The organism is Lentzea sp. JNUCC 0626 (assembly GCF_043632865.1).
Classification (GTDB): domain Bacteria; phylum Actinomycetota; class Actinomycetes; order Mycobacteriales; family Pseudonocardiaceae; genus Lentzea.
Genome location: NZ_CP171635.1, coordinates 4,863,814 through 4,881,067 on the forward strand (window position 1 = coordinate 4,863,814; position 17,254 = coordinate 4,881,067).

A 17,254-nucleotide genomic window follows, 5' to 3' on the forward strand; every position below is an offset into this window, starting at 1 on the left:
CTGGTCAGGTCACTGACGGCTCAGCGCGACCAATCGGCTGACGGCCCGCAGGTACTTCTTGCGGTAGCCGCCGCGCAGCATCTCCTCGGTGAACAGCTCCGACAGCGGCTGCCCCGACACCGCGACCGGGATGTCGCGGTCGTAGAGGCGGTCGCCGAACGCCACGAGCCGCAGCCCGACGTTCTGGTCGGGCGCGGGCTTGACGTTCTTGAGGTGCACGGCCGTGACGCCGTCGAGCAGCCTGCCGTACTTCGACGGGTGGATGCGGGCGAGCGCCGTGCACAGCTCGTCGAAGTCGTCGAGCGTCGAGCCGTCCGTGTTAGAGGCTCTAACAACCAATTCACCCTCTGACATCGGTGAGGGGGCGTCAGGCAGGCCGCGGTGGCGGTAGTCGGGGCCGTCGACGCGGACGATGTCGAACTTCGACGACATCGACTGGATCTCGCGCAGGAAGTCGGCGGCGGCGAACCGGCCCTCGCCGAGCTTGTCGGGCAGGGTGTTCGAGGTGGCGGCGATGTGCACGCCGTGCGCCGTCAGTTCCTTGATCAGGCGGGTGACGAGCATGGTGTCGCCGGGGTCGTCGAGTTCGAACTCGTCGATGGCGAGCAGCTTGTGCGCGGAGAGGCGCTTCACGGCTTCGGGGAACGTGAGGACGCCGACGAGGTTCGTCAGTTCGACGAACGTGCCGTACGCCTTCGGGCCCGGAACGGCGTGCCAGAGCGAGGCGAGCAGGTGGGTCTTGCCGACGCCGAAGCCGCCGTCGAGGTAGAGGCCGAGCTTGCCGGGCTCGTCGTCGCGGGAGCCGAACAGCGACCACTTCTTGCGCTTCACGCTGACCCGCGCGGCGAACAGGCGGCCGGCCTCGACGGCGGCGGCCTGCGACGGCTCGTCCGGGTTCGGGATGTACGTGTCGAAGCTGACGGAGCCGAACCTCGGCGGCGGTACCAGGTTCTCGATCAGTTCGTCGGGGCTGACCTGGGGATCCCGGTCGGACAAGCGCATGCCGGGAGCTTATCGGCGTGATGGGATGGCTCAGTGGAGATGTTGTGGCCCTCACCGGGCGTTGAGATGACCGACACAGCTCTGGCGTCGCTGTACGACTACCCGCCGGATCGGACGTGGGTGACGGCGAACTTCGTGTCCAGCGTGGACGGCGCGGTGTCGGTCGACGGGCGGTCGGCCGGGCTGGGGTCGCCCGCGGACCGGCAGGTCTACCTGCTCGGCCGGGAGCTCGCCGACGTCGTGCTGGTCGGGGCCGCGACCGTGCTGATCGAGGGCTACCGGGGCGCGAAGCGCGATCGGCCGTTACCGATCGCCGTCGTCACGTCACGTGGGTCGCTGACGCCGGACCTGCCGCTGTTCACCGACACGGCCGTGCCGCCGATCGTGATCACCACCGAGGCCGCGAAGCTGCCGGACCTGCCCGCCGACGTGATCATCGCGGGCGAGACCGAGGTGGACCTGAAGGTCGCGGTGGACGCTCTCGCTGCACGCGGCCTGCGCAAGATCAATCTTGAAGGCGGTCCAAGGCTGTTCGGGTCGATGGTGGCCGAGGGGCTGGTCGACGCGCTGAACCTGACGGTGGCGCCGGTGCTCGCGGTCGGCGACTCCTCGCGGATCGCGCACGGCGCGGTGATCCCGCCGGTCGACCTCGCGCTGGCGTCGGTGCTGCGTGCGGACGACGTGTTGTTGATGCGGTATCAGCGGCGGAATTCCAGCTGAAGAGGCAGGATGGGCGCGTGGACCTACCGCTGACACCACCGCTGCAGCCGATGCTCGCCACCGCGGTGGACGGGATCCCGGACGACGCGAACCTGTTCTTCGAACCGAAGTGGGACGGGTTCCGGTGCGTGGTGTTCCGCGCGGGCGACGAGGTGTTGTTGCAGTCGCGCAGTGGGAAGCCGCTCAACCGCTACTTCCCCGAGGTCGTCGCGTCCATGCTGGACGTTCTGCCCGACCGCGTCGTCGTCGACGGCGAACTCGTGGTGGCGAAGAACGAGGAGCTGGACTTCGACGCGTTGTCCGAGCGGATCCACCCGGCGGCCTCGCGGGTGGCTTTGCTGTCGGAGTCGACGCCGGCCACGTTCGTCGCGTTCGACCTGCTGGCGCTCGGGTCCGACGTGCTGCTGGAGTCGCCGACGGTCGCGCGGCGCGAGAAGCTGCTCGAGTTGCCGGGCCTGAACATCACGCCCGCGACGACGTCGGTCGAGACGGCGCGACAGTGGTTCACGCTGTTCGAGGGTGCCGGGCTGGACGGCGTGATGGGCAAGCCGTCGGACGGGCCGTACACGCCGGGCAAGCGGTCGATGATCAAGGTGAAGCACGCGCGCACCGCGGACGTCGTGCTCGCGGGACTGCGCTGGCACAAGGACACCGAGCCCGGCACGGCGGTCGGCTCGTTGCTGCTCGGCGTCTACGACTCGAACGACCTGCTGCACCACATCGGTGTCTGCGGGTCGTTCAAGGCGGCCGAACGCCGTGAGCTGGCCGCCGAGCTCGCGCCGTTGATCACCACCGGCGACGACCACCCGTGGGCGAATCCCCAGCCGGGGCAACGGATTCCGGGCGAGATCAACCGGTGGCGCGGCAAGCAGGCCGAGTACGTGGCGTTGCGTCCCGAACGGGTGCTGGAGATCCACTACACCCAGACCGAGGGCGAGCAGCCGGTGCGGTTGCGGCACAACGGCCAGTTCGCGCGGTGGCGGCCGGACCGCGAACCGCTGTCCTGCCGCTACGACCAGCTGGAGATCCCGGCCCGGTACGACGTGGCGTCCGTGCTGAAGGGCGAACTGCGGGCGCGTTAGACGTCGGGCTTGGCCGTTCGTGTCGCACCGATCGATGCGATTACCACACAACACACGGCAACCCATTGCGCCGGTTTGAGTTGCTCGCCGAGCAGCAGCAGTCCGGCGATCGCGGCGACGACCGGTTCCATCGACATGAGGATGCCGAACACGCGCGGTGGCATGCGCCGCAACGCCTCCAGCTCCAGCGAGTACGGGATCACCGACGACATCAGCGCGACCGCGAACCCCGCCGCGAGGATCAGCGGGTCGAGCATCGCGGTGCCCGCCGAGGTGATCCCGAACGGCAGCGCGATCACCGCCCCGACCACCATCGCGAGCGCGAGGCCCTGGCCGTCGGACGTCTGGCTGCCGAGCTTGGCCGTCACGAGGATGTACCCGGCCCAGCACGCGCCCGCCGCGAGCGCGAACAGCACGCCCGTCCACAACAGACCGCCCTGGAACCCGGTCAGCAGCACCACTCCCGCGCCGGCGAGCAACACCCACACTCCGTCGAGCCACCTTCGTGACCCCGCGACGGCGACGGCGAGCGGGCCGAGGAACTCGATCGTGACGGCGGCGCCGAGGGGGATGCGGGCGAGGGCGGCGTAGAAGAAGAGGTTCATGGCGGCGAGCACCGCGCCGTAGACGGCGACGGTGATCAGCGTGCGGTCGAACCTGATCCTCGGGCGCCAGATCGCGACGAGGATCAGCGCGGCCATGACCAGGCGCAACGTGACCGTGCCCGCCGAGCCGGCGACGGTGAAGAGCTGCTTCGCGAACGCCGCGCCGACCTGCACGCTGACGATGCCGAGCAGCACCAGTGCCGTCGGCGGGATGCCGCCCATGAGGCGTGCGGCGGGAAGCCGATCAGCGTGAGCCATACGTCCATCCTGTCTCACGTTTAGCTCACCTACCGCGTGCGAGGCTCGGCATCTCGGAGTGTGGATGAGTGAGGAAATCTGTGCGTCGCGCTGCCTTGGCCCTTCTGGCAGTGAGCATGCTGAGCGCGTGCACCGTGGGTCCGTCGATCCGGCCGGTGATCGCGGTCAAGGGCGAGGAGAACCAGCCCGTCGACCAGAGCGCGCTCGCCGGTCCGCAGCCCGTGCCCCCGCTGGGCGAGTACAAGGCGAGTTCGCTGCCTTGGACCCAGTGCAACGAGCAGATGAAGGACCGCTTCGGTGACACCGCTCCCCAGGGTGACCTGAAGTACGAGTGCGCGCGCATGACGACCGTGCTCGACCCGCCCGGACGGCCCGGCCGCGGCACGCTCGGCATCGCGCTGACCCGCATCGGCACCGGCAAGAGCGCGCTGGTCGTCGTCAACGACCCCGGCGGTGAGCCCGGCACGTTGCGGGCGGCGCGGCTCGCGGCGTCGTTGCCGAAGGAACTCCTCACCACCTTCACGATCATCGGCGTGGACCGGCGCGGCACGGGCCGTTCGGACGGCATGTCGTGCGTGCCGAACGCGACCCGCGCGCAGCTCGTCGAGTACGACCCGGCCGAGCCCGAGCAGTCGAACCTCGTGGTCGCCGCGGGCGAGGCGTCGCAGGAGTGCGTGCTCGACCTCGAAGGCAGGCTGACGGCGTTCGACTCGTGGCGGGCCGCCGCCGACCTCGAACGACTGCGCGAGATGCTCGGCACCGAACGCCTCAACGCGATCGGTCTGGGCGAGGGCTCGCGGGTGATCACGACCTACGCGCAGCGCTACCCGACCCGCATCGGCCGCACCGTCCTCGACGGCGCCCCCGACCCCGCACTCGACCAGGTCGGCGTGCTGGAGTCGCGCGCGATCGCGGCCGAGGCGACGTTCGACGCGTTCGCCCGCGACTGCAAGACCCGCGGCTGCGCGCTGGCCAACCCGCGCGAGGACGTCGCCGCCCTGCTCACGCAGCTGCGGACCACTCGGGTGCGCGGCGACTACGTCGATCTCACGCCGGGGTCGGCGTTGAACGCGATCCTCGAAGGCCTGTCCGACCGCAGCCGCTGGCCCGCGCTCGCCGACGCCGTCGTGAAGGCTCGTGGTGGGGATGCCGCCGGGCTGTTCGCGTTCCTCGACCCGGTGGTCAACGACCTCGACGAGAACCCGCCGCGCTTCGACGCCGGGCTGATCATCGGCTGCAACGACACGGCCACCCGCATCCCACCGGACCGGGTGAAGGCGCTCACCGCCGACTGGGCGACGAAGCACGCGATGTTCGGTGCCCTGTTCGCGCGGCAGCTGTTGCACTGCAACCCGTTCGTGCCGCCCAAGGCCGAGAAGGTCGACCCGCTGAAGAGCGCGCCGCCCGTCGTCGTGCTGAGCACGGCCAACGACGCGACGACCCCCGCGCCGGGCACCGAGCACGCGGCGCAGCGGTTGCCGGGGGCGGTGCTGGTGGCGTGGCAGGGCAGCGGGCACGGCGCGCTGGGGTCGTCCGGGTGCTCCACGACGGCGGCGCGGGACTACCTGATCGACGCGAAGGTGCCGACGAACGGCACCGTCTGCCCGCCCTGATCGGGTTCTGCGGTGTCCGGCTCGCGCGGGTCGGGCACCTCTGTGGGCGGTTCGTGCCGGAAGTCGCGGTTGTCCCGGTAAACGATCTTCATGCCCTGAACGTCGTCCGAAACCCTCGTTCGGTTACGAAAAAGGCGGGGAGCCCGCCTGGCTCCCCGCCCTGAAACTCCGTGTCAGCAGCTGGAACAGCAGCCGCAGCCGGGACCCGTGCACCCGGAACAGCACCCACACGTACCCATCAGGGCCTCCCCGTACTTCCAAGCCGGACCTGCGCGGGACCTCCGCGCATCCCACGGTCCGCCCCGCCACAACCCCTGGGAACCCCTCTCACCCGAACGCGTGGGGACAACCACCGGGGCGTCGCAGCCCGTGATGCCGCTACGCGCCCAGGTCTTCCAGAGCCTTCTGCGCGGCCTCCAATTCGGCCCGCAACTGCTCCACCCGGGCGAGCTGCTGAGCACGCGCCGCGTTCAGCACGCCCTCGACGATCTCGGCGACCTCGGGCGCGAGCAGCTTCGACGCCTGCGCCACCGCGGCGGGCGGCACCGACGTCGGCTTGACCGTCCGGCGGGTGCCTTGGAGCACCTCCACGGCCCACTCGCCCTCGCCGGTCGTCACGAGCGTGATCGTGACCTCGGGGAAGGTGGCCTTCGGCTGCTGCTTGCGCGCGGGCTTCGGCGCGGGCGCCGGCGTCTGCTCGACAGGAGCGGGAGCGGGCTTCGGCTTGGGGGCCGCGGGCTTCACCGGCGCCTCCGGAACGTAGGGGTGAATGATCTCAGTCTCTCGCGGCGCCTCCACCGGCGCAGGCGGTGGGGTCGCCGGCTTCTTCCTGGGCGGCGGCTTCTCCAGCGTCAACTCCGCCGGGGACAGGAACATCTCGTCCTTCGACCCCGTGGGCCGGACCTGGATGAAATCGCCCTCGGGAGGGTCGCTGACGGCCAGCAGCTTGGCCGACCTGCCCTCCTCCATGCCGACCGCGGCCGCCGTGAACCACACCATCGGCTGACTGCCTTCGTCCAACTGCGAGCGCAGGTTGACGACGTCCTCCGCCGACAGCCCGCTCTTCTTCGCCATCGCGCTGCCTCCCCGTTCGAACACCTGTGCCCCAGCATGCCCTACACCCCCGACAATTCCGTTCACAGGGTGGGCAGCAAGATCATCTAAGGCGTGGGAGCGCTCTCACGACTCTTCGGCGCGTTCGACCTCTTCGACCCGCAGGCGATACTCACACCCGTACTCGACCGCGTACGACAGGTCGTACACGTGCACGATCTTGGGCCCGCCGTGCAGGTGCACGTACGTCACCGTCTGCTTGGGGTCCTCCGGCGTGGACGGCAGCGAATCGACCCTGCCGTCGAGGGGACCGCCGACGTACCGCACCACGTAGGCCTGCGTCATGGACGACCTCCTCTCGCGTTTCGTCCATTCTACGGAGTGGTCCGCCAGATCCATCACCGATACAACCGGTTGGCTCACTCAGCCCCCGAACCACCGCTCCGCGAGTTCCTCGAACGTTTCCCCTCTCGGCATCCCCCGCAGGTAGACCGGCATGTTCGAGTAAACGTGCAACAGCGCGTACGCCATCACCCTGCGCGCGTCCGGCACCCTCCCGTACCCCTCGACCAACGCCCGCCAGCACTCCCGATCGCCTTTCGTCACAAACAGCCCGACACTCGCGAACTCGTACTCGAACGCCCCGCACATGGCCGGCTCGAAGTCGAACAGCCCAGTGAGCTTCCCGTTCCGCCACAACAGATGCGCACTCATCACCTCGGTGTGCAGCAGCACCGGCTTTGCGTCCTCGAACTCCACCTCGTCGAGAAAATCGGGGATCTGCTCCAGCCACCTGTCTTCGAGCCCGCGCTTCCGTTGCAGCTCAACGCATCCGGCCCGCTGCCTCTGCACGAACGCCGCCCAGTCCCCCGGCCCGACGACGTCCGGCGCCTTGACGGCATGGAGCATCCGCAACATCTCGCCGACCTGCCTGCTGACCTCGACGTGCGGTGTTGTGGGCTCTTTCCCGTGCAGTCTCGACATCAGCACGTACGCCCAGTCGTCCAGCAGTCCGGTCGCGTGCAGCTTCGGTGTCGGCAACTTGCCTTGCAGCGCCGCCATGACCGCGGCTTCCACGAGTGCCTCGTCGTGGTGCTCCGGCGGGAACAGCTTCAGCACCAGGTCGTCGCCGATCGCGAAGACGGGCAACGAGCCGTCCTCGAACCGGCGCACGTCCCCGCGCAGCCCCAGTCTGTCGCGGTACGACTCAGCGTCCTGCTGCGAAGGATCCACGCGGCCGATCCTCACCGATCGGGGTCGACGAACGCCACCTCTCCCCTTCCCCACCGCCGCAGCAACTCCTCGACGAGCCGCAACTCCGCGCGAGTCCAGCAACGTTTGATCAGCCGCTCGGCCAGCTCAGGACTGGGATCGGCCGTCGCCGCCTCGATCATCAACACCAGCGCGATGGAGCCGGACGAAGGCACGATGTCCAGGCGGACGGGCAACCTGATCACGGGTAGCGCGGAAGCGGGGAGAGGCAGCACCTGATCCCAGCAATCGAGGAGATGCTCGAGCGCCGGGTGTCTGTAGAAGCCGTCCACCCACGCCTTCACCGCGGGCCCCGGCAGATAGCCCGGGGCACCCGGCAGGCGGGCGCAGATCAGCGCCTCTGGCCCGTATTGCCGGACGAACTGCCTGGGGAGCAGGTATTCGTGCCGCACTTCTCCCAAGGCCGTCTCGAACACGGTCGACCGATCGCGCACCACCATCGCGGCGCCCAGCCTGAGATCGGTACCCGGCTCGGCGGCAGTTCTGGCCAGCACCGCACGACCCACTCGGTCGATGCGCTCACGTCTCGCCGCGCCCCGCTCTCCGAGAGCCGTGAAGAGCATTCCGTCACCACTGGCCCCCAACAGTTCGAACGCACTCTCCAGAAGTGCGTCCGTCGATTCTCGGAGCAGGTTGTCGTGCTCCAGGAACGTCACGCAGAAGCTCACCGCGGCCAGTGAGTCCCTGGCCTTCGCCATCATCAACCCGACACAGGTGTCCGCGCCATCGGCCTGCTGCATGTCGTACAACTGCAACGCGATCTGCGGCACGACCTCGCTCTTGCCGGAGAGGATCATCGGCAGCAGGCGGTCGACGATCTTCTCCGCGGTCGAGGACGTGCGCAGCACGTGGCAAGCCGTGTAGTACTCCATGAAAGTCCTGTGCGTGAACCCGAACCGTCGCTCCCCCTCCAGCGACGTGCCGACCTGCGTCAGCACCCAGGCCCGGTCCGCGCAGTAGTCCAGGAACTCCCGCGCCTGCTGGTGGTAGGACTGCGTGCTTTCCTCCTCGCGTTCCCGCAGATGGGCGACGACGAGTCGTTCCAGCGTCTTCTCGCCTTCGTCACCTCGCCCGTCCAACTCGAAGAAGAAGTGCTGCGCCAGCTCCTGCACCAGGAACTTCGCCAGCTTCACCGACCGGAGCACCGACGGGACCTGGCTGATGGCGTCCCACCGCACCAACATCAGCTCGGAACACTCGCGGTAGACGTCCGCCATGTTCTCCGGGATGTAGCCCTCGCTCTGGTAGAGCATGCACAGCAACGACAACATCAACGGGTTCGAGCGCAGGTCGGTCAGATGTTCGCTGTCCTGAAGAAACCCCCTGATCCTGCTCTCCGCGTGCACGAGGGCGAACCAGGTCCGGACGTACCGCTCGACCTGGTGGGGTTCGAAGTCAGGCAGGAAGCAGACCGGAAAGGTGCCGGCGTCGAGCTTGGCGGCCGGGTAGCTCTCCTTCCGGCACGTCACGACGACTCGTGCCAACGGGAACCTCGCGACGAAGGACTCGATCGCTGCCACCGCAGAACGCCGCGCCTGGATGTCGCCGACCTCGTCCAGCCCGTCGAACACCACCAACGCCTCGCCCGCGTCCAGCAGGTCGGCGACGTGCTGCCGCGACTCGACGCGCTGGGTCACCGTCCGCAGCTCGTGAGCGATGATCGTCACGAAGTCGTCCGTCAACCGCTGGTGCTGTTTGAGCTGCACCAGCAACGGCACCGACTCGGTCCAGCGCAGCAGCCGGCGGATGAACGTGCTCTTGCCCGCGCCGGGGTTTCCCACCACGACGAACCGGCGATCCCGCAACTCGTCCTCAGCGATCGAGTCGTCGCCGAGGCGCAACGTGCGCGGGACGTAGATCTGGTCGATGCGGAAGCGGAAGTCGGCCTTCGAGTGCGGCATGACCATGCGGTCGTACTTGGCCGCCATCGCCGCCCGGATCACCTCGCCCGTCGCCCGCGACTCGGAGCGACGGCCTAGGTCAACGGCGAGGCCCAGGCGTTCGGCGATCGGGCGGTCAGGCCCAGTGACCTTGATGCGGATGCGGTCACGGGCGTCGACCGTGCGGAACGGGGCGTTCCGCGAGATCACGTCCCACAAGGAGGCGGCGAAGTCGGCGGACTGCTGGGTGTCGCGGCGCACGGCTCGTTGGAACTCGCGGCGGAACGCCTCCGCCAGCTCGGAGCGTTCGGCGGACTGGTGGAACTTGCCTTCCTCGGTGTGTTCGAGCTGGCAGAGGAGTTCGAGCAGGGAGGCGCAGTCGGGGCCGCGCAGGTAACCCTCGATGCGGCGGCGGAAGAGGGAGGACATCGGGGTGTTGGAAGCCCACGAGAGAGCGGTCTCGGCCAGGTCCGCCACGACGGTCGCGATCGCTGTCACGCAGACAGGATCGGTCCCGAACGGTGGGCTGTTACTCCTGTTTGCGTGCTCGGGAGGGCTGCACTCGCAGGGGTTCGCCCGGCATCTTCGGGTAGTCGGGCGGGTACGGCATCTCGCCGCGAGGGTCGGCCGCGTACCACTCCAGCAGGGTTTCGAGGCCGAACGCCTCGGAGTCCAGGCCCGCGTGCAGGGTGCCGCGTTCCTCCAGCATCTTCGGCACGGTCAGGACGTCGAAGTCGTCCGGGTCCACAGAGGACAGTTCGTCCCACGTGACGGGGGTGGAGACGGTGGCGCGCGGGGTGCCGCGGACCGACCAGGCCGAGGCGATGGTGCGGTCGCGGGCCGCCTGGTTGAAGTCGATGAACACCCTGGAGCCGCGTTCTTCCTTCCACCAGGCCGAAGTCGCCAGCGACGGAGCCCGGTTCTCGACCTCGCGGGCCAGCGCGATCACGGCGTGGCGGACGTCGATGAAGTCCCAGTCCGGGCGGATTCGGACGGCCACGTGGATGCCGCGGCCGCCGGAGGTCTTCGGGTAGCCGGTCAGGCCCGCGTCGGCCAGCACCTCGCGCAGGACGAGAGCAACGCGTGCCGCGTCGGAGAAGTCGGTGCCCGGTTGCGGGTCCAGGTCGATGCGGAGCTCGTCCGGGTGGTCGACGTCGGAACGGCGGACCGGCCACGGGTGGAAGTCGAAGGTGCCGAGGTTGGCGGCCCACACGATGACGGCCTCGGAGGTCGGGCAGATCTCGTCGGCCGGGCGGCCGGACGGGAAGCGCACTTGGACCGTCTCCACGTACGACGGGGCGCCCTTGGGGACGCGCTTCTGGTAGAACGCCTCGCCCTCGACGCCGTCCACGTAGCGCTTCAGCACCACCGGGCGGTCGCGCAGCACAGAAAGCAAATAGGGCGCCACGGTCCGGTAGTACTCGACCACCTGGCCCTTGGTGATGCCGCGCGCGGGGAAGTACGGCTTGTCCGGGTTGGACACCCGCACCAGCTGGTCACCGACCTCTAGCTCGATCGCCTTGGAAGCCACGCCAGCACACTAAAGGCCTCGCACGAACGCCGCGAGCGCCAGTTCGAAGCTGTCGCGGTCGAGTTCGCGGGCGACGCCCGGCAGGAGGTGGGCGCGGTCGAGGTGCGGGTAGCGGTCCGAGTAGTCGGCGGGGTCCGAGGAGAAGCCGCTGGAGAACGAGCTCAACGCGGAGCCGAACACGATGTACATCAGGCCCGCGGCGATCATCGTCGCCTCGCGGCGGGACCAGCCGGCGTCCACCAGCGCGCCGTGGAGCAGGTCCAAGCGCTGCAACGACTCGTCGCGTCCGGCCGGGCCGTAGGCGAGAAACGGAACGATGTTCGGGTGTGAAGAGAGCGCCGCACGGTAAGAGCGCGCGCACCGCAGCAGCCCCTCACGCCAGTCGACGGCGAAACCCGACACGTCGACGGCCGAGAGCACCGACGAGGCGATGTCGTTCAGCAGTTGGTCCTTGGTGCGGACGTGCCCGTACAGCGACGCCGCCTGCACCCCCAACGAGGCGGCCAGCTTGCGCATCGACAGGCCGTCGAGACCGTCGCGGTCGATGATGGCCAGAGCCACCGACCGGATCCGATCGGGGCTCAGCAGAGGGGTGCTCGGCCGGGGCATGTGAGTTAACCTAACACTGTTCGGTTAGTCGGGAGGGCCTGTGGATCTAACGCTTTCGGACGAACACCGGCAGCTCAGGGAGCTGGCCCGGCGGTTCACCGATGACCGCATCGTGCCCCACGCAACGCGCTGGGACCGCGACGAGTCCATCGACAGGGACCTGCCGGAACGACTCGGCGAGGTCGGCTTCCTCGGACTCGGCATCGACGAGCGCTACGGCGGCAGCGGCGGCGACAACCTCGCCTACTGCCTGGTCCTGGAGGAGATCGCGCGCGGCGACAGCGCGGTCAGAGGCATCATCTCGGTGTCACTGGGCCTGGTCGCGAAGTCGATCGCGAAGCACGGCACCGAGGAGCAGAAGCAACGCTGGCTCCCCGGCCTCACCGCAGGCACCCAAGTCGGCTGCTTCGCCCTCACCGAGCCCGGCACCGGCAGCGACGCGGGCAACCTCACCACCAAGGCCACCAAAACCGACAACGGCTACCTCATCAACGGCCGCAAGGTCTTCATCACCAACGGCACGTGGGCCGACGTGGCGCTGGTGTTCGCCCGCACCGGTGGAGCCGGTCCAAGAGGGATCAGCGCGTTCCTGGTCCCCACGGACGCGCAGGGCTTCCAGGCCACCGAGATCAAGGGCAAGCTCGGCATGCGCGGCCAGGCCACCGCCGAGATCACCCTCGACGACGTGGAGGTCCCCCAAGACGCGCTCCTCAGCGACCAGGGCTTCAAGCTCGCGATGGGCGCACTCGACAAGGGCCGCATGTCCGTCGCCGCGGGCTGTGTGGGGGCAGCAAGAGGCGCCCTCGAAGCAGCGCTCCAGTACGCCAAGGAGCGCGAGCAGTTCGGCAAGCCCATCGCGGGCTTCCAGCTCGTCCAGGAACTCCTCGCCGACATGGCCGTGGAGACCGACGCCGCCCGGCTCCTGACGTGGCGCGTCGCCGACCTCGCCGACCGGGGCGAACCCTTCAGCACCGAGGCCAGCATGGCCAAGCTGTTCGCCAGCGAGGCCGCGGTCAAGGTCGCGAACAGCGCCATCCAGGTCTTCGGCGGCTACGGCTACATCGACGAGTACCCGGTCGGCAAGTACCTGCGGGACGCCCGCGTCACCACCCTCTACGAGGGCACCAGCCAGATCCAGAAACTGCTCATCGGTCGCGCGCTCACGGGCGTGAACGCGTTCGCCTGAAAGGAAAGCAATGGACTTCACGCTCGACGCCGAGCAGAAGGAGATCCGCGACTGGGTGCGGACCTTCGTGCGCAAGGAGATCGTCCCGCTGGAGCCCGAGGTGCTGCGCCGCGAACGCGCGGGCCAGCCGGGTCTGCCCAAGGACGAGCTGAAGGCGTTGCAGGACAAGGCCAAGCAGGCCGGGTTCTTCGGCGTCCTCACGCCGCAGGAGTACGGCGGCATGGGCCTCGGTGCGATGATGACAGCCCTCATCGAGGCCGAGCTGGGCCGCAGCTTCGTCCCGTTCCGCTTCGGCGGCTACGCGGACAACATCCTGTTCCACGGCAACGAGGAGCAGAAGGAGCGCTACCTGCTGCCGACGATCTCGGGCGAACGCGTCTCGTGCTTCGCGATCACCGAACCGGGCGCCGGCAGTGACGCCAAGGCCATCCGCACGACCGCTGTGCGCGACGGCGACGAGTGGGTCATCAACGGCGAGAAGACGTTCATCACGCAGGGCAACGAGGCCGACTTCGTCATGGTGTTCGCCGTGACGGACAAGGAGAAGGGCGCCGACGGCGGCGTCACGTGCTTCCTCGTCGACCGCGACATGGGCTGGAAGTCCGAGCCCATCCCGACCATGGGCCAGTGGGGTCCGGCGGCGCTGGTGTTCGACAACGTCCGGGTGCCGCACGAGAACATCCTCGGCGAGGAGGGCAAGGGCTTCCACCTGGCCATGCAGTGGATCGGCCAGGGTCGGTACCTGCTGCCCGCGCGTGCGCTCGGCTCCGTCGAGCGGCTGGTCGAGATGTCCATCGAGCAGGCCAAGAACCGCGTCACGTTCGGCCAGCCCATCGCCGAGTACCAGGCCATCCAGTGGATGATCGCCGACTCCGCGGTCGAGATCGAGGCGTTGCGCTGGCTCGTGCTGCACGCCGCGTGGCTCGTCGACCAGAAGCAGGACTCGCGGCAGGCGCAGTCGATCGCGAAGCTCTACGGCGGCATCAAGGCCAACGAGATCGTCGACCGCGTGCTCCAGATCCACGGCGGCATGGGCTACACCCGTGAGCTGCCGATCGAGCGCTGGTACCGCGAACTGCGGCTGCTGCGCATCTACGAGGGCACCGACGAGATCCAGCGCCGCACGATCTCCCGCAACCTGCTCAAGGGCCACGCGAACGTGCGCGGCACGCTCGGCTAGTTCTATTTTGGGCTAGTGCTCGATCACGGAATCCTCGGCGTCGTCGAACGACAGGTCCGCACCTGGTCGGACGACGACGCCGAGGTGTACGCGCAGGCCGTCGGCGGCTACTCCCCCGCGTTCGCGATCCCGTTGCTGCAACACGGCGGCCCGCAACTCGGCCTGACCGGCGCCGACATGACCCAGGTCCTGCACGCCGAACAGTCGTTGTGGCTGCACGGCGAACTCCCTCGGCACGGCTCCACCGAGGTCACGAAGACCGTCACCGCCATCCACGACAAGGGCTCGGGCGCGCTCGTCGTCAGCGAGTGGGCGTCTCACTACGCGACCACGAGATCGTCGTGCTTCCTCAAGGGAGAAGGCGGTTTCGGCGGTGACCGCGGCGAGACGCGCAAGTTCGACGTGCCGGACACCCGCCCGGAGACCAGCTTCTTCCAGACCACGCCAGACCAGGCGTTGCGCTACATGAAGACCGGCGACGTCAACCCGATGCACCACGACGAGGAGTTCGCCCGCAGAGCCGGGTTCGCGAAACCCATCCTGCACGGCCTGTGCACGCTCGGGATCACCGTGGGGTTCCTGGACTTCACCGAGCTGCACGCCCGCTTCACCGCCCCCGTCACGCCCGGCGACGAACTGCGGATCGAACGCTGGCCCACCGGCGAGTTCCGCACGTCCGTCGGGCGGACCCAGGTGCTGATCGGTTCGGTTTTCCGAAGTGGACAACCGAGGAAAGCTCGCACCATCGGGGCATGAGTAGTGCCCTGGCAGCCGCGGACGCCGGAATCGAACCGGTGCGCGTGGCGGTGGAGTCCCGTGACCTGATCAGCGCGGCCGGTGTGACGCACCTGCTGAAGACGTCAACGCGGGTGCGGGTGGTGCAGGAGCGCTCGGACGCGCACGTGCTGCTGGCCCTGGTGAACGAGCTGTGCGCGCAGCAGGCCGCCCGGCTGCGCGCGTCGGGGTCGGGCCGGATCGTGGTGATCGCGGCCCGCGTGCACGACCTCACCCCGTCGATCGCGGCCCAGGCCGGACTCGCGATCCCGTTGCGGCGCGCGGACGTCAACGCCGAACGGCTGATCAAACTCCTCGTCGGCGGCCAGGCCGTGCAGGACCGCGCGGCCGTGCTGAACGACCGCGACCTCCAGCTGCTCAAGCTCCTCGCCGACGGCGCGACGATCGCCGAGGTGGCGGCCCGGCTGTTCTGCTCCGAACGCACCGTCAAGTACGCGCTGCACCAGCTGCTGGAACGGTTCGGGCTGCGCAACCGGGTGCACGCGGTCGCGTGGGCGTTGCGGTCGGGCCTGCTCTAACGCCCGAAGACGGACGAGAGCTGCACCCGCCGGCTGATCCCGACCTTGCGGTAGACCCTGGTGAGGTGCAGTTCGACAGCGCGCTGGGTGACGCCGAACCGTTCCGCGATCACCCGATTCGTCTCGCCTTCGAGCACCAACGAGACGATGCGCGACTCGTGCGCGGTCAGCTTCTCCCACGCCGCCGAACGCAACGGCCGTCGTGGCTCCACCAACGCCGCTCGCGCCCGTTCCACGAGCTCGGCCACGCCTGCCCGTTCGGCGTCGGCCAACGCGGATCGCGCGGCCCCCAGGGCGAGATGCATGCGGGCCCGTTGGCGCAGCAACACCGTGCACGCCCACGCCGGCGGCAGAGCTCCCGTGTAACCGAGGCGCACCAACATCTCCCGCGCCTCGCCCGGTCGTCCGTCGTCCACACAGGACGCGACGAACGCGGCCGCCCCCAACGCCACGCAGCCCCGTGCGGGCGACGCCTGGGCGAGATCGCGCATCAGCCGCGCCACCACGGCGTGCTCGCCGAGCCGTGCCCACATCTCCAGCGCCGTCAGCCAGTCCTGCTCCGCGCCGACGAGCCGGGACCGCAGCCGGGGCAGGAACTCCAGCAGCACCCGCGCCGAATCCCGTTGCAGCAGCGCGAGGCCGGCCAGTGCGAGTGCCGGAACCACGCGAGGGCCGTCCGCCGGCAGGTCCCGCAACGCCTGCTCCGGGTCCTCCGGCACCTCCGGCGGCTCGCCGATGCCCAGCACGTCCTCGTCGCACTGCCAGTCGAGGACCACGGCGGCGAACCAGTCCCCCGCGACGCCCTGCTGCCGGGCCAGTTCGCCGGCTCGCGGCGGGATGCCGCAGCGCAGATGCAGGTCCGCCATCCCCACCGCCACCCGCGCCGCGATCTCGGCGCTCTGGGGCTCGCGCAGGGCGGCCCGGAGGCACCGGGCGGCCAGCTCGGCCCGTCCGGCGGCGCGGTGCAGGCGTGCGGCGTCGTGCAGCACCGGGGCGACCCAGTGCGCACCCACGGGTTCCGCGCACGCCACCACGTGCTCGGCGACGGCGGCCGGTGGATCACAGCGCCGGTGCAGCACCTCCGACGCCGCGCGGTGCAGCCGGTCGCGCGTCTCGGGCGTCATCTCGTGCCGGATCGCGTGCCCGAGAGCCGGTGACCGGACCCGCATCGGCTCCCCCACGGCCAGACGGGCGTCCACGAGCCGTTCGAACGCGGCGAGCGCACGCAACGACGCGAGCCCGGCGACCTCGCCCAGCACGGCCAGCGATGTGGTGCCCAGCACGGCCAGCGCCCGTGCGACGGCCACGGCGTCCGCGTCCAACGCCTCCCAGCTGCGCCGCACGGCCCGCAGCAGCCTCGGCAACCGCAGTCCCGGCAACGCCCCTGGCAACGCCGCCACGTCTTGGACGGCCTCCAAGACGTCGCTCAGCACGCCGGGCGCGCCCCCGCTGAACTCCAGGCACGCGGCCGCGAGTTCCGGCGAGACCTCGGCGTCGAACCGCCGCCGGATCATCTCCATCACGTCCTGGGCGCCGATCGGCCGCAGCGGCACCCGCACGGCGCCCACGACCGCCAATTCGTCAGGGTCGCAATCCCCCGCGAGCACGACCACACCCCGGAATCGCGCGAGCCGATCGGCCTCTTCCTCACTGAGCCGCTCGGCGTCGTCCACCACGAGCACGGTGTGCCGGTCGACCCCGCTCAACGCCCGCAAACCGCGCACCGGCCGCAACCCGCTGCGCACGGCGATAGAAGATGCAACGGAAAGCAATGTGCTTTTCCCCATACCAGTTGCACCATGCACAACGCACGAGCGAGCGCCACCGCTCAGGGCGTCCGTCAGGGCGGTGATCTCCCGCTCGCGGCCCACGAGCAGGTCACCCGCCCTGCGCGCGGCGGTCCCGACGAGGCCGGGGCGAAGTGGGGCAACCATGTCTCCCAGCAAATCG

General features: G+C 69.4%; 17 protein-coding genes. 7 read left to right on the plus strand and 10 right to left on the minus strand.

Translation table 11 applies throughout. The features are described 5' to 3' along the window. Positions 1 to 9 precede the first annotated feature (9 nt). Complete coding sequence (gene zapE, locus JNUCC0626_RS21420) at positions 10 to 1,002, minus strand: cell division protein ZapE (RefSeq protein WP_394621559.1); 993 nt, start codon at positions 1,000 to 1,002, stop codon at positions 10 to 12. A 66-nt stretch (positions 1,003 to 1,068) separates the two neighbouring features. On the opposite strand from zapE, the gene JNUCC0626_RS21425 reads away from it, so the two are divergent. Together JNUCC0626_RS21425 and JNUCC0626_RS21430 are read left to right on the plus strand one after the other, a co-directional pair. Further along, positions 1,069 to 1,722, plus strand: a complete 654-nt coding sequence (locus JNUCC0626_RS21425; RefSeq protein ID WP_394621560.1) for a dihydrofolate reductase family protein — start codon at positions 1,069 to 1,071, stop codon at positions 1,720 to 1,722. A 17-nt stretch (positions 1,723 to 1,739) separates the two neighbouring features. Then, complete coding sequence (locus JNUCC0626_RS21430) at positions 1,740 to 2,804, plus strand: ATP-dependent DNA ligase (protein WP_394621561.1); 1,065 nt, start codon at positions 1,740 to 1,742, stop codon at positions 2,802 to 2,804. Here JNUCC0626_RS21430 and JNUCC0626_RS21435 read toward each other — a convergent pair. Beyond that, positions 2,801 to 3,667, minus strand: a complete 867-nt coding sequence (locus JNUCC0626_RS21435) for an EamA family transporter (RefSeq protein ID WP_394621562.1) — start codon at positions 3,665 to 3,667, stop codon at positions 2,801 to 2,803. The two genes, JNUCC0626_RS21430 and JNUCC0626_RS21435, sit on opposite strands and share 4 nt — an antisense overlap. 116 nt (positions 3,668 to 3,783) lie before the next feature. Here JNUCC0626_RS21435 and JNUCC0626_RS21440 point away from each other — a divergent pair, with 116 nt between their 5' ends. After that, positions 3,784 to 5,280 carry an alpha/beta fold hydrolase gene (locus JNUCC0626_RS21440; protein ID WP_394622073.1) on the plus strand — a complete coding sequence of 499 codons (1,497 nt, stop codon included), beginning with the start codon at positions 3,784 to 3,786 and terminating at the stop codon, positions 5,278 to 5,280. On the opposite strand, the gene JNUCC0626_RS21445 is transcribed toward JNUCC0626_RS21440, so the two are convergent. From JNUCC0626_RS21445 to JNUCC0626_RS21475, 7 genes are all read right to left on the minus strand, one after another. Further along, complete coding sequence (locus JNUCC0626_RS21445) at positions 5,229 to 5,372, minus strand: hypothetical protein (protein WP_394621563.1); 144 nt, start codon at positions 5,370 to 5,372, stop codon at positions 5,229 to 5,231. The two genes, JNUCC0626_RS21440 and JNUCC0626_RS21445, sit on opposite strands and share 52 nt — an antisense overlap. A 286-nt stretch (positions 5,373 to 5,658) precedes the next feature. Next, positions 5,659 to 6,354 carry a DUF6319 family protein gene (locus JNUCC0626_RS21450; protein ID WP_394621564.1) on the minus strand — a complete coding sequence of 232 codons (696 nt, stop codon included), beginning with the start codon at positions 6,352 to 6,354 and terminating at the stop codon, positions 5,659 to 5,661. A gap of 105 nt (positions 6,355 to 6,459) precedes the next feature. Then, complete coding sequence (locus tag JNUCC0626_RS21455; protein ID WP_394621565.1) at positions 6,460 to 6,678, minus strand: hypothetical protein; 219 nt, start codon at positions 6,676 to 6,678, stop codon at positions 6,460 to 6,462. A 78-nt stretch (positions 6,679 to 6,756) separates the two neighbouring features. Continuing rightward, a complete protein-coding gene (locus tag JNUCC0626_RS21460; RefSeq protein WP_394621566.1) occupies positions 6,757 to 7,566 on the minus strand; it encodes an aminoglycoside phosphotransferase family protein in 810 nt (269 codons plus the stop codon). 11 nt (positions 7,567 to 7,577) lie between these two features. Beyond that, a complete protein-coding gene (locus tag JNUCC0626_RS21465) occupies positions 7,578 to 9,983 on the minus strand; it encodes an NACHT domain-containing protein (RefSeq protein ID WP_394621567.1) in 2,406 nt (801 codons plus the stop codon). Between the two features lie 31 nt (positions 9,984 to 10,014). Further along, positions 10,015 to 11,016 carry a non-homologous end-joining DNA ligase gene (gene ligD, locus JNUCC0626_RS21470; protein WP_394621568.1) on the minus strand — a complete coding sequence of 334 codons (1,002 nt, stop codon included), beginning with the start codon at positions 11,014 to 11,016 and terminating at the stop codon, positions 10,015 to 10,017. Positions 11,017 to 11,025: 9 nt separating this feature from the next. Next, entirely contained in the window at positions 11,026 to 11,625 is a 600-nt protein-coding gene (locus JNUCC0626_RS21475; RefSeq protein ID WP_394621569.1) for a TetR/AcrR family transcriptional regulator, read from the minus strand. Between the two features lie 40 nt (positions 11,626 to 11,665). Here JNUCC0626_RS21475 and JNUCC0626_RS21480 point away from each other — a divergent pair, with 40 nt between their 5' ends. From JNUCC0626_RS21480 to JNUCC0626_RS21495, 4 genes are read left to right on the plus strand one after another with little or no spacing between them, the layout of a single operon-like run. Beyond that, the gene (locus tag JNUCC0626_RS21480) at positions 11,666 to 12,811 is read left to right on the plus strand and encodes an acyl-CoA dehydrogenase family protein (RefSeq protein ID WP_394621570.1); all 1,146 of its coding nucleotides are present in this window, start codon (positions 11,666 to 11,668) and stop codon (positions 12,809 to 12,811) included. A gap of 10 nt (positions 12,812 to 12,821) precedes the next feature. Further along, a complete protein-coding gene (locus JNUCC0626_RS21485; protein WP_394621571.1) occupies positions 12,822 to 13,991 on the plus strand; it encodes an acyl-CoA dehydrogenase family protein in 1,170 nt (389 codons plus the stop codon). A 15-nt stretch (positions 13,992 to 14,006) separates the two neighbouring features. After that, the gene (locus JNUCC0626_RS21490) at positions 14,007 to 14,747 is read left to right on the plus strand and encodes a MaoC/PaaZ C-terminal domain-containing protein (protein ID WP_394621572.1); all 741 of its coding nucleotides are present in this window, start codon (positions 14,007 to 14,009) and stop codon (positions 14,745 to 14,747) included. Then, a complete protein-coding gene (locus JNUCC0626_RS21495; protein ID WP_394621573.1) occupies positions 14,744 to 15,304 on the plus strand; it encodes a helix-turn-helix transcriptional regulator in 561 nt (186 codons plus the stop codon). The genes JNUCC0626_RS21490 and JNUCC0626_RS21495 overlap by 4 nt, the downstream gene beginning before the upstream one ends. Here the strand turns inward: JNUCC0626_RS21495 and JNUCC0626_RS21500 are convergent. Further along, the gene (locus JNUCC0626_RS21500; RefSeq protein ID WP_394621574.1) at positions 15,301 to 17,238 is read right to left on the minus strand and encodes a helix-turn-helix transcriptional regulator; all 1,938 of its coding nucleotides are present in this window, start codon (positions 17,236 to 17,238) and stop codon (positions 15,301 to 15,303) included. The two genes, JNUCC0626_RS21495 and JNUCC0626_RS21500, sit on opposite strands and share 4 nt — an antisense overlap. Between the last annotated feature and the right edge of the window lie 16 nt (positions 17,239 to 17,254).